The organism is Bacillus sp. JAS24-2 (assembly GCF_008274905.1).
Taxonomy (GTDB): Bacteria; Bacillota; Bacilli; order Bacillales; family Bacillaceae_G; genus Bacillus_A; species Bacillus_A cereus.
Map to the genome: position 1 here is coordinate 1273338 of NZ_CP031068.1, position 12355 is coordinate 1285692.

The window sequence follows — 12355 nt, forward strand, 5'->3', positions numbered from 1 at the left end:
AAGTGAAATTCTTCATACGATAGGTAAAAAAGCCCTTTGAATAAAGGGCTTTTTTATTTTTTATCTTTAAAAATATAAATTTAATGTAATATTCTCATTGACAATGATAATGATATTCATTATCATTTATTTGTGGATAATTGATAATACTTATCAATTGTAAAGATTATATATGATAGGGGATATTATTTTGAAAAAAAATTACATGAAGGCGCTAGTAGTAGCGACAACATTAGCAATTCCATTTGCTACGTACTCTACTCCAGCATTAGCGGCATTAAAAGTTGAAGCAAATCAATCGGTAGCAGCAGCGAGTGATCGCACGTATGATACTGAGATTAAAATATATAAGGACCAAAAAGATGAGCCATCTATGGTTTCTCAATATATAAAAGATCCTAAAGTAACGATTGCAGCTGGCAAAAAAATTGTCACTGTAACAATGCAAGATAGTGATTATTTTCAATATCTTAGAATAGAAGATAGAAACCAGCCTGGTGTATTTCATGATGTGAAGGTTTTGTCAGAAGATAAGAGGAAGAATGGAACGAAAGTAGTTCAATTTGAAATTGGTGAGTTTGAGAAGAAGCACAATATGCAAATGCATATACTTATTCCAGCTATTGGATATGATCACAAATATCAAGTTCAATTTGAAATTAAAGATCCAACTGTAGGTAACAAAGAAACAGAGAAACCAGATGATAACTCTAATTCAGGCAATACGGAAACGGATAATCCAGTTGATAATCAAAATATGATAACAGATAACAAATTAAGAGAACTTGTGAATAAAAAAGTATTTAATAGAAAAGATTTAAATACACCAATTACGAAAGAAGAGTTATTACAAGTAAAGGATTTGTTTTTAAATACGAATGAGATACTTGATTATAGTGCATTAAAATATATGCCAAATTTAAAATCTTTAACAGTTGCGAATGCGAAGATAAAAGATCCGTCGTTCTTTGCGAACTTAAAGCAATTAAGTCATTTAGCTTTGCGTGGTAATGAATTTTCAGATGTAACGCCACTTGTTAAGATGGATAATTTAGAATCTCTTGATTTAAGTAATAATAAAATTACAAACGTTGCACCACTAACTGAAATGAAAAATGTAAAAAGTTTATTTCTATCAGGCAACCAAATAGAAGATGTAACAGCATTAGCGAAAATGGAACAACTAGATTACTTGAATTTAGCAAATAATAAAATTACGAACGTTGCTCCATTAAGCGCTTTGAAAAATGTAACATACTTAACTTTAGCAGGTAATCAAATTGAAGATATTAAAGCGTTATATTCATTACCTTTAACAGACTTAGTATTAACACGTAATAAAGTTAAAGATTTATCCGGCATTGAGCAAATGAAGCAATTAGAAGAATTGTGGATCGGGAAAAATGAAATAAAAGATGTTACTCCTCTAAGTAAGATGACACAGTTAAAACAATTACACTTACCTAACAATGAGTTAAAGGATATTACGCCATTATCAAGTTTAGTAAACTTACAAAAGCTTGATTTAGAAGCGAATTATATTTCAGACTTATCACCAGTTAGTAATTTGAAAAAATTAGTATTTCTAAGTTTTGTTGCAAATGAAATCCATGATGTCCGACCAGTTATAGAACTAAGTAAGACGGCTTATATTAATGTCCAAAATCAAAAAGTATTTTTAGAGGAAACAGAAGTAAATAAAGAAGTAAAAGTACCTATATATGAAAAAGATGGTGAGGTTTCTACGAAAATCCGTCTGAAGAGCGATAACGGTACGTATAGTAATGGTGTAGTGAAATGGAGTACACCAGGTGAGAAAATATATGAATTTGGTGTGAAAGATCCATTCGCGGATACAGGAATTTTCTTTACAGGGTCTATTATTCAAAATGTAGTAGAAAGTAAAGACGGTAATACGTCTAAAGAAGATGAGAAAACAGAAGTGGTAGAATTTAAAGATGTACCAAAGGGACATTGGTCAGAAGAAGCAATTAATTACTTAGCGAAAGAAAAATTATTTATAGGCTATGGAAATGGTGAATTTGGATTTGGTGATAACATTACTCGTGGACAAGTAGCTCTTCTAATACAAAGGTATTTAAAATTAGAAAATAATCTAGTACCAAAAACGGCATTTACAGATACGAAAGGAAATATGTATGAAACGGCTATTGATGCAGTGGTTCAAGCTGGAATTATGACAGGCTATGGAAATGGTATGTTCCGTCCAGATGGAGTATTAACTCGATATGAAATGTCAGTAGTATTACAAAGAGTATTTCAGTTAAAAGAAAATGAAAATAGTGCAGAGAATTTTAAAGATATACCAAATGACCATTGGGCGAAAGGATATGTGAAAGCTTTAGTGGATAATAAAATATCAAAAGGCGATGGGGAAGGGAATTTTTTAGGAGATAATTTCGTAACACGTGAACAATATGCACAGTTTTTATATAATGCAATAAAGAAATAAAGTGAAACTTTAATCAGTGGGGGTTTTGTTCATTCCCCACTGATTATTAGCCCTCACTAATCGGGCTGCCCGTTAATGCGGAATAAAAAATGAGGAAAATACGCTATTCTTTAATTAAAGAGTAGCGTATTTTTATGTACAAAATGAAATAGGAAATAGATAGGAGTATAGACATATGAATAGCCTATTTTAAAGAAGAACCACGAAACTATATTGACAAAAAAGCGTTCTCATGTGATAATTCAATTAATTTTTAGAATAATCAAAAAATATTCCTTTTACATAGAAAGGATTCGAACCTTATATGAATATTATGCCGGGGGTGACGAAATGTTATTTTTTCTGAAGAAATGGAATGAATTAAAAGATGTGAAATCTGAATTGGCACTTCGTGATTGGTTTTATGGTACCAAAATTAGCTTATCGCTATGTACGTCAAAAGAGCCGTTAACATTCTTAGTAAATGTTGAAGGAAGAGATAAAGGGCTATTTTCGGAAGAAGATTTTATTGTCGTAAATTGCATGTGCGAGTCAGTATTTGAAAATGAAGAAAAACCAGCTGCAGAGTCATTTATGCATGCGGATATTTATAAAAAAAGTAGTGCAGGATGTATTTTACAAGTGCAGACTGTAGATAGTCATTTAATATCAGAGTTATATGGGGAAGAAGGAGAAGTAACGTTCGATAAACGCAGTGTGGAGCGTGTTTTCGGAAAAGAAGGTATAACAGAAATGACAATTCCAATTGTAGAAGATGAAAAAAAATTCGCTGATTTATTAGAAAGGAATGTTCCGAATTTCATTGAAGGTGGAGGAGTAGTTCTTGTTCATAATTACGGCATGATTGTGTGGGGAAAAACGCCAGAAGAGGCGAAAAAATGGCTAGAGGGTATAGAATATTTAATGAACTATCATGTAAAGTTATTAATGATTAAGGGGGCAAGGAGCTCTGTTATATAAAAATGGATGTGATATAGCTACAAGTTAATAAATAAATGAAAGCGTTTTAAAAATAATTTCACTCATAAAATATAGGTCTCCTTATTATATATAGATTACATGTTGACATGTAAGGAGGAACATATTTTGCGAGTTAAATATCATTTTCTGCCAAAGCAGCAAGTAACATTTTGCAAAATAAATGATTCTGGTGAAGAGGCACTGCAAATGATGAACGAAACGGGATTTCGAGCCATCCCGGTATTAGCAGAAGATGAGAAGAAATTCACGGGGATTATTTATAAAGTAGATTTATTAGAAAAAAAATGCAATAGCGGATTAGAGCATGTAAGTGCAGGGGATATGCTCGACGATTCCAATGCATTTATTTTTGAAAAGGATTCCTTCTTCAGAGCCTTTTATGTAATTCGTCGGCTTCCGTTTTTAGCCGTGCTAAATGATTATAATGAATTTGTCGGTATGTTAACGCATTCGAATATATTTGATGTTATTGAAGATTCATTTGGTATGCGAACAGGTGGTTATATATTAACAATTGCAACACAAGATTGTAAGGGAACGATTAAAGAGCTTGGGACATTGTTAAAAGCATATAATATCGGTGGCCTATTTACGCTAGATAACGGTGATCAATATATCCGCCGCGTTATTGTAAATATATCAGATGAGTTAGATGAAACAAAATTAAAGCAATTAATCGGAAAAATAGAGAAAAAAGGATTCAGAGTGAGTCACGTAGATTATATTTAAGTTAAAAAGAAAAGTACCTATCTGTTATATATAGATAGGTACTTTTTTGTCCCACTATTTGTGGGTAGTAAAATCCACGCCTCAAAATTTGGTGAAAGCAAAGAAGTTAGGTGGGCGGGTGTTACCTGTAAAAGCCCAATTGGTGAGGGCTGATTATATGTGAGTAATGAACTTTATTTTGAAACAGGAGGCGGGGATAATGCTAGATCAGATAAGAAAATAAAGTCTGCATGCTCACGAATTTTAGGGATAGAAGTTTCAATAACGCGTGATGTAATTTCACCTGGGGGGCCCACATGCCCGATAGCTACCATAATAGGTTTTTCTTGAATTTTTTTGATGAGTAATTGGGCTTGTTTTGAAATATGTCCTGCTGTATACACATCATCAAAAAATAGTTGGTTTTCAATAATAGGAACTCCTAATTCTTTTCCGATTTTTGGGACGACACTATTAGGATTCGTTTTACTATCTAAGTAAAATAAACCGTGTTTTTTACAAGCAGCAAGTATAAGGCGAACAATTCTTTCATCCGCTGTTACTTTTGACCCCATATGATTGTTCATTCCAATTGCATGCGGTACTTCTTGAATGGCTTGTTCAAGTCGGTTGTTTATTTCTTCATCGCTTAAATCAGTTGTAATTGCTTTCGGCCCAAGCCATTCTTTTTTACCTTTTATAGGTTCCATTGGCATATGTATAATAACTTCATGGCCTTTCTTATGGGCAGCTATTGCGTCTTCTTTTGTGGAAGGAAGAAAAGGCATAACAGCAACAGTGAGTGGAATGGGAAGTGATAACATTTGATTAGTCCCCTTCATATTATTACCGAAATCATCAATGACAATAGCAACTTTATTCGTATGAGCATTTGCTTGAATAGGAAATAAGAAAGACGGTAAAAACAAAACAATGATGAATAATGCAATCGTATATTTTCGCATATAAATATTTCCTTTCTATTGTTATCCTGCTATTTGTGGGTAGTAAGACTCCCACCTCAACATTGGGCTGGATAGGTGGGAGATTCACTGCCTACCCGATTGGTGAATGCTAATTATCAGTGGGGGCTGAACAAAAAAACACTGATTAAAGTTTCACTTTATCAATCATCATTATGTTTTGCTTTTTTATATAAATTAAACAAAAAATGTCGAAGAAAAGTAGGTGGAAAATTAAGAATCCCCGGTTTACGTAGAATTTATAAAAAAAGAAGATGAAAAAAATGTCTATTATTGCGAATGTATTTACAAAGATAGAATAATTTGTAATAATTCTCAAAGTGAGGGTAAAGATTTGTAAATTACAGGGAGAAAATGTTAAATTTTCTGATTCTTCAAATTTGCATATGATTAAGTAGTTAAAAAAAGTCAATGGAGAAGTGAAGTTAAGAGCATGGAAGTATAATAAGGGGGATATGGATGTTTACTGTAAAAAGGAAGTACACATTAGAAAAGCTTTCACGTGATATTCATATGAAACGTGAAGAAATGATTCAACTAGGATTAACAAGTGGGCTAAATAGTAGGGAGACAATTCAAGTTAGTCAAGAATTGGACAAGCTTATTTTACAATATCAATGTTATAAAGAAAAACAAACACCGAAATGGTTTTCAATTATAAAAATACCTATTTTCCAAATCGGGTATGAAGGAAAATCAAATAATTTTTGGCGAATGCTTGTGGCTGGTTTTATGAAATAAGTATAATTACCCTTATAGGATAAGGATAATTATACTATGTGTAACGGAATTTCGATATGAACTGTCGTTCCTTCATTTTCTGTACTGTCGATAAAAATATGCCCATTATACATCTCTACAATTCGTTTACATATGACAAGTCCAAGACCTGTTCCAGTATCTTTATTAGTAAAGAACGGATGAAAGAGGTGTTTTTGAATATGTTGCGGAATCTCTTTTCCAGTATCTGTAATATGCAGTTGTGCGTGTGTTTCATTGTTTTTTACTACAATGGTTAGTGTATCATTAGAAGTCATGGCCTCAATTGCATTTTTGGTAATGTTTAAAACCACTTGTTTCATATGGTCTTTCGAACAACGGATATGAACAGGATGGTCTGGCAAATGTAAATGGAATACAATGTTATGTAAATTCGCCTCAGATTGAATAATTAATGCTACCTCATTTAGAATTGTTCTTACATCATATGTTTGTTCGATGATGGCGGTTGGCTTTCCTAGAATAAGAAATTCACTTACAATTTCATTGATTCGCTCTATTTCTTGTTCAATTACGGAAAAGTAGAACTGATCTTGTTCATCTTTATATTTCTCTTTTAATAGAGCGACGAGTCCTTTAATTCCAGTAAGAGGATTACGGATTTCGTGTGCTGTACTCGCTGCAAAAGTTCCAACTAATTCAATTTTCTGTAGTTCATTTTGTTGTCTTTCAAGTTTTGTTTGACGTTTTAACAACATATATTGAGCAAGCAAAAATAAAATAGACATTAAAAATAAAGTAGCTATACACTCTATTGCAACCCACTGGTATAAGGTTTTTTGATGAATGGGTAATGGAGAAACAGAGACCTTCCAATTTAATCTTTGGAGTGGGGTAGTAAGCATATTAGAATGCGTATCACTTGTGTCGTTATTATCATCGGTTAGAAAAACTACATCATGTTTATCAGTTACCTCAAAATGGTATTGCGGTTTAATGGCATTTAAAGAAGAGGAAATGTAATCAAAGCGTAAACTAGCTAATAATAATCCTGAGAGCTCCTTCTGTTTATTAAATATGGGGGCAGCAATCATAATAGCTTTATGTCCAAGAACGCGATCAGTAATGACTGATGATACAGTGGTTTTTTTAGTTTGGAGCGCGTCTTGAATATATTTACGGTCTGAAACATCTATAGGCTTTGATTCATCTTCAGATGCGATTGTAATGACTCCTTCTGGTGTAGCGTAATATAGACCAGAAAAGCGTGCATCGTTTCCATCTGTATCATGTACAATTTGTTTAATGCCATTTATATTACCAGTCTCGGTGCCTACAACTTTTGCAAGCATGTCTAAAGCAGAAATTGCTTCACCAAGATGATGATCCAAATAATCTCTATATAAAAAGAGAACTGTATGAGCAGATAATTTGTTTTCCTGTTTCATTTTATATGTATGATACGAATAAAATGTAGCACCAATCCCTATTGTCGGTAGGATAACAAGCAATATATATATAATTATGCTTTGGAATTTGACTTTCAAATGTGGTACTCCTTCTTTTTTTATTATCATTATATATAAACTATGTTAAAATTGTCATGTTTTTATTCAAGAATGATTTTTAATATATTAGGGGAGAGGAAATGGATGAGTGAATGCTCATTCGGAATTCACATGAAGTATGAAGTGGTATTTTCTTTTTATTGCTGAGAATTTAAGTGAAGGGTTGAAAGTTGTATGACATCAAATAATGAACGAGAAGATATTTCTCAATCTTTAAAAGTATTTATTGCATTATCTCGTGTACATCGTTCTGTTATGGATACTACAAATAAATCTATACAAAGTAACGGGTTAAATCCAACTGAATTTGCTGTATTAGAACTGCTATATCATAAAGGCGGTCAACCACTCCAGCAAATTGGTGAGCGCATTTTAATAGCTAGTGGCAGCATTACATATGTTGTAGATAAGTTGGAGAAAAAGGGATTAGTAAAGAGAATCCCATGTCCGAATGACAGACGTGTTATTTACGCGCAATTAACTGAGTCTGGCGAGAACTTTATTGCTTCTATTTTTCCGGGGCATGAGAAAGTTATACATCAGTCTTTTGAAATGTTAACGAAAGATGAAAAAGATGAATTACTTGATTTATTAAAAAAAATTGGGAAGTATGAAAAATAATATGTTCCAAAGGAGCTTTGGATAAATAAATCCAAGGCTTTTTTATTTGTAATGAACTCATGGCAGTCACTGCCGAAATTTGTTGAAAATTAAGAGGGGATTCGAGAATACGTATTGAATTATAATAAAGGTATGTAATGGAGAGGAGGCTCGTTCATGTCATTTAAAGACTATGAATATAAACGCCCAAATATTGAAGAGTTAAAAGAGAAATTTACTGTTGCTTTAGAGAAGTTTGATAACGCAAAAACTGTAGAAGAACAAAAACAAGTCATTCATTCAATTAATGAGATTCGCAACGATTTTGGTACAATGGGAAACCTTTGTTACATTCGCCATTCTGTTGATACGACGGATACTTTTTATAAGGAGGAGCAGGATTTCTTTGATGAATTCTCTCCAGTTGTACAAGGATATGGTACAAAATATTATAAGGCACTCATTAATTCTCCATTTCGTGAAGAATTAGAGGCGTATTATGGAAAACAATTATTTGCTCTAGCAGAATGTGATTTAAAAACATATTCAGATGAAGTCGTGAAAGATTTACAATTAGAAAATAAATTATCATCGCAATATACACAGTTATTAGCATCTGCAAAAATTGACTTTGCTGGAGAAGAAAGAACGTTATCGCAACTGATTCCGTTTATGCAAGGAAAAGAAAGAAGCGAACGTAAAGCAGCAAGTGAAGCATACTACGGATTTTTAGCTGGAAATGAGGAAGAACTAGATCGTATTTATGATGAGCTTGTTAAAGTGAGAACGAAAATCGCAAAATCTTTAGGTTTCAAAAACTTTGTTGAACTTGGATATGCAAGAATGTACCGTACAGATTATAATGCGGAGATGGTGGCTAATTACCGTCAGCAAGTGCTAGATTATATCGTTCCCGTTACAACGGAATTAAGAAAGCGACAACAAGCACGTATCGGTGTAGAGAAGTTAGCTTATTACGACGAAAACTTTGAGTTTGCTACAGGTAACCCAACTCCAAAAGGAGATGCGGATTGGATTGTTGATCATGGAAAGACAATGTATAAAGAGTTATCGGTTGAAACAAATGAATTTTTCAATTTCATGCTAGATAATGATTTATTAGATTTAGTTGCGAAAAAAGGAAAAGCTGGTGGCGGATATTGTACATATATTGAGAATTATAAAGCGCCATTTATTTTCTCAAACTTCAATGGAACATCTGGTGACATTGATGTATTAACACATGAAGCAGGTCATGCTTTCCAAGTATATGAAAGTCGTAAATTTGAAATTCCAGAATATAATTGGCCAACATATGAGGCATGTGAAATCCACTCTATGAGTATGGAATTCTTTACATGGCCATGGATGAAGCTATTCTTTGAAGAAGATGCAGATAAATATTACTTCTCTCACTTAAGTTCAGCACTTCTGTTTTTACCTTATGGTGTATCTGTTGATGAATATCAACATTATGTATATGAAAATCCTGAAGCATCACCTGAAGAGCGTAAGACAGCATGGCGTAACATAGAGAAGAAATATTTACCACATCGTGATTATGAGGATAATGATTATTTAGAGCGCGGTGGTTTTTGGCAACGTCAAGGGCATATTTATAGCTCACCGTTCTATTATATTGATTACACGCTTGCTCAAATTTGTGCGCTACAATTTTGGAAACGTGCAAGAGATAATAGACAAGAGGCTTGGGAAGATTATGTGAATCTGTGCCAACAAGGTGGAAGTAAATCGTTCTTAGAATTAGTAGAAGTTGCAAATTTAACATCACCATTTGCTGAAGGCTGTGTGAAAAGTGTTATTACAGAAATTGAAGCATGGTTACATGCGATTGACGACACAAAATTGTAAAAAACATGCGCTTTTTTTCACATGTTTAACATCGACATAATGGGAAAATGATGAGATAATAAAAGAAAATTCAGAATACTAAAGAGGTGTTTCTAATAAGGAGCACCTCTTTTCACAAACAAAAGGGGGGAACAAGTATGCTTCAATCTAATATGGATGTAAGTTTAGAAAGTTTAGTAAACTCATTACAGTCTACTCGAAGCACGCTATTATCAGAAATTGAAATGTTAAATGACACAGAAGTGAATGTAAAGCCACGCCGTGATAAATGGAGCATTATTCAAATTTTACACCACTTGCATTTAGTTGAACAATCTGTCACGTCTGCCCTTGTATATGCTTTACAAAAAAAGGAAAGAAACATGACTCCATTTAAAGACCTCCAACTTACGCTTGATCGCACACATAAACGAGAAGCTCCTCAGCAAATGCAACCAACAGAAACTTTAATGAAAAAACAGCAAGGAATTCAATTGCTAGAACATTCACGCCAAGAACTATTACACGCGCTTCATAGTGTTATAGATGAAAAAGATCTATTTGAAAATGGATTAAAGCATCCTGTTTTTAATGATCTGAATTTGTATCAATGGGTTCAATTTCTTGATTTGCATGAACAAAGACATCTTACGCAGTTAAAAGAGGCGAAACATGCAATTTTGCAACGCTAAAGTGGAAGAAGTGGGAAACCACTTCTTTTTTGATACGTGCATAGTTTTCTTTCTTATTTTGGAATACTACATGGAGAAAGAAAAGAAGGAGTTGAAAAAACATGTCTAAGAAGAAGCGAGAAGAAGAGCGCGCCTGGAAAGCACGTAAAGAAAATCAACAACCGCACGGAAAAGTGAAAGCTTTTGCTGAATTAGTTGAAGGAACAGAAAAAACGTGATGAGTATTTCATCACGTTTTTTGTATGAGTGGAAAAGTTAATAAAAAGGTTGTACCGATTCCTTTTTCACTTATAATATCAATTTTTCCATTCATAGCTTGAACAACACTGAATACGACCATCATTCCAAGTCCAGTACCTTTTTCTTTCGTTGAATAAAAAGGAGAGCCAAGACGTTTTACTTGTTCTGAATCCATACCGACTCCTGTATCTTTTATATATAACTGAATATGCTTATGATCAGGAACTAATGTGAAATAAAGATCACCGCCTTTTGGCATAGCCTCAATGCAATTTTTTAAAATATTTAATAAACATTGATTTAGTTTTTGCTTTTCTCCAACGATAAAAAAAGAAGTGCTTTGCTTTATATAATGAGTACGTACATTTGTTAAATTAGCAAGCGGTGTAATTAACGACAATGCATGTAGTAATTCTTCTTCTAACTGTAATGTTTGTTCTTTTTCAATGCTTGGTTTAGCAAAGGTTAAATAATCTGTAAGAACATGATTTGCTTGTTCGATGCCATTAATGGCAATGTCGATATATAATTTTCGTTCCTGCTCAGTGCATGTATCTGATTGTAACAGTTGTAAAAAACCTTTCGTTGAAGTTAATGGATTGCGAATTTCATGAGAGATAGACGCTGCCATTTCACCAATTAAATGAAACTTTTCAGCATTTATAAGTTCGTTTTGGAGACGAACTTGAGTTTGTAATATGTGTAGTAAATATAGAATTAGAATCGTACCAAGCATTGAACATAATTCATACACAATAATATGCGGTATATAATCAGTCTTATTTGTAACCTTTGAAAGGAAGAAGGGTATCCAACTAAATCCGTATGTGAGACTGTAGATAATAGCAAGTGTTATTTTTATACGATTAGAAGTTCGATTGAAAAATTTATATGTTAATAATAGAACAATAAATAGAAGAACAGAACCGATAAGAGATGGGAAAACACCTACCCCACCTAATAATAAGCGATATATGTTTAATACAACTAAGATAGAACCACCAGCAATAGGCCCTCCCGTTAATGTACCGACAATTAATACAATATGGCGCATATCAAATTGAAAACCATTATTTGTTTTTGCTGCAAATGTAATACAGAGTACGGTAGCAAGGCAACAGAGTACAATGAATATAGCTGAATTTAATTTAGGAGAGCGTTTCCCTTTTTGATTCCAAAATAAATGATATACGAGCATTGTAATCAGGATGAATAATATATTTAAAAAGAGATAAATAATAAAGGATTTCAGTGGGATGCCTCCTCTCTTCTTAGATTAAATTAATCATACTATAAAATGAAAGAAATGAAATAATAAATAGCGGAAAAATCAGAAATTTTTACGCTAGTATACAATATGTTACAATAAGCTGTGTCAATGAAAGAAGAAATTCCGTGCATCGCGCGGGAGAGGTTCGCGAACTCCCTCTATAAAAAACTATGGAAACAACAATATCCTTAGGTATTGTTTTGTTTTTTTATTGTGACAGTTCAAGAACGTTCTTTCTTCTTATTTATAGTAGAGAAGGAGAATGAGTG

The 12355-nt window shown here is 33.0% G+C and carries 11 protein-coding genes and 1 riboswitch; of the genes, 8 read left to right on the forward strand and 3 right to left on the reverse strand.

All coding sequences use genetic code 11. The features are described from left to right. Window positions 1-172: 172 nt before the first annotated feature. The 3 genes from DN407_RS06590 to cbpA all read left to right on the forward strand — a co-directional run bounded on the left by DN407_RS06590 (window position 173) and on the right by cbpA (window position 4183). A complete protein-coding gene (locus DN407_RS06590) occupies window positions 173-2473 on the forward strand; it encodes an NEAT domain-containing leucine-rich repeat protein (protein WP_149216127.1) in 2301 nt (766 codons plus the stop codon). Between the two features lie 330 nt (window positions 2474-2803). Further along, window positions 2804-3433, forward strand: a complete 630-nt coding sequence (locus tag DN407_RS06595; RefSeq protein WP_000896005.1) for a class II aldolase/adducin family protein — start codon at window positions 2804-2806, stop codon at window positions 3431-3433. Between the two features lie 126 nt (window positions 3434-3559). After that, complete coding sequence (gene cbpA / locus DN407_RS06600) at window positions 3560-4183, forward strand: cyclic di-AMP binding protein CbpA (protein ID WP_001264207.1); 624 nt, start codon at window positions 3560-3562, stop codon at window positions 4181-4183. 173 nt (window positions 4184-4356) lie between these two features. On the opposite strand, the gene DN407_RS06605 is transcribed toward cbpA, so the two are convergent. Beyond that, window positions 4357-5127, reverse strand: coding sequence for a divergent polysaccharide deacetylase family protein (locus tag DN407_RS06605; protein WP_001234107.1), 771 nt, complete (start codon window positions 5125-5127; stop codon window positions 4357-4359). Between the two features lie 477 nt (window positions 5128-5604). Here DN407_RS06605 and DN407_RS06610 point away from each other — a divergent pair, with 477 nt between their 5' ends. Continuing rightward, window positions 5605-5886 (forward strand): aspartyl-phosphate phosphatase Spo0E family protein, encoded by a 282-nt coding sequence (locus DN407_RS06610; protein ID WP_000495536.1) that lies wholly within the window; start codon window positions 5605-5607, stop codon window positions 5884-5886. A 29-nt stretch (window positions 5887-5915) separates the two neighbouring features. Here the strand turns inward: DN407_RS06610 and DN407_RS06615 are convergent, their stop codons facing one another. Continuing rightward, entirely contained in the window at window positions 5916-7412 is a 1497-nt protein-coding gene (locus DN407_RS06615; RefSeq protein ID WP_149216128.1) for a DUF3149 domain-containing protein, read from the reverse strand. Between the two features lie 195 nt (window positions 7413-7607). On the opposite strand from DN407_RS06615, the gene DN407_RS06620 reads away from it, so the two are divergent. The 4 genes from DN407_RS06620 (at window position 7608) to DN407_RS32050 (ending at window position 10794) form a co-directional block, all read left to right on the forward strand. Then, a complete protein-coding gene (locus DN407_RS06620) occupies window positions 7608-8054 on the forward strand; it encodes a MarR family winged helix-turn-helix transcriptional regulator (protein ID WP_000203336.1) in 447 nt (148 codons plus the stop codon). Between the two features lie 156 nt (window positions 8055-8210). Next, window positions 8211-9905 carry a M3 family oligoendopeptidase gene (locus DN407_RS06625; RefSeq protein WP_000008579.1) on the forward strand — a complete coding sequence of 565 codons (1695 nt, stop codon included), beginning with the start codon at window positions 8211-8213 and terminating at the stop codon, window positions 9903-9905. A gap of 137 nt (window positions 9906-10042) precedes the next feature. Further along, window positions 10043-10576, forward strand: a complete 534-nt coding sequence (locus DN407_RS06630; RefSeq protein WP_000941970.1) for a DinB family protein — start codon at window positions 10043-10045, stop codon at window positions 10574-10576. 101 nt (window positions 10577-10677) lie between these two features. Further along, a complete protein-coding gene (locus DN407_RS32050) occupies window positions 10678-10794 on the forward strand; it encodes a DUF6254 family protein (protein WP_000038355.1) in 117 nt (38 codons plus the stop codon). 11 nt (window positions 10795-10805) lie between these two features. On the opposite strand, the gene kinB is transcribed toward DN407_RS32050, so the two are convergent. Next, window positions 10806-12014, reverse strand: coding sequence for a sporulation sensor histidine kinase KinB (gene kinB / locus DN407_RS06635; protein WP_000964155.1), 1209 nt, complete (start codon window positions 12012-12014; stop codon window positions 10806-10808). Window positions 12015-12220: 206 nt separating this feature from the next. Further along, window positions 12221-12264, forward strand: a riboswitch (PreQ1 riboswitch). Window positions 12265-12355: the final 91 nt, after the last annotated feature.

Coding starts and splice junctions, on each gene's coding strand:
- kinB (WP_000964155.1), bottom strand. CDS start 12,014: ATGCTCGTATATCATTTATTTTGGAATCAAAAAGGGAAACGCTCTCCT.
- DN407_RS06625 (WP_000008579.1), top strand. CDS start 8,211: ATGTCATTTAAAGACTATGAATATAAACGCCCAAATATTGAAGAGTTA.
- DN407_RS06605 (WP_001234107.1), bottom strand. CDS start 5,127: ATGCGAAAATATACGATTGCATTATTCATCATTGTTTTGTTTTTACCG.
- DN407_RS32050 (WP_000038355.1), top strand. CDS start 10,678: ATGTCTAAGAAGAAGCGAGAAGAAGAGCGCGCCTGGAAAGCACGTAAA.
- DN407_RS06620 (WP_000203336.1), top strand. CDS start 7,608: ATGACATCAAATAATGAACGAGAAGATATTTCTCAATCTTTAAAAGTA.
- DN407_RS06595 (WP_000896005.1), top strand. CDS start 2,804: ATGTTATTTTTTCTGAAGAAATGGAATGAATTAAAAGATGTGAAATCT.
- DN407_RS06590 (WP_149216127.1), top strand. CDS start 173: ATGATAGGGGATATTATTTTGAAAAAAAATTACATGAAGGCGCTAGTA.
- DN407_RS06630 (WP_000941970.1), top strand. CDS start 10,043: ATGCTTCAATCTAATATGGATGTAAGTTTAGAAAGTTTAGTAAACTCA.
- DN407_RS06610 (WP_000495536.1), top strand. CDS start 5,605: ATGTTTACTGTAAAAAGGAAGTACACATTAGAAAAGCTTTCACGTGAT.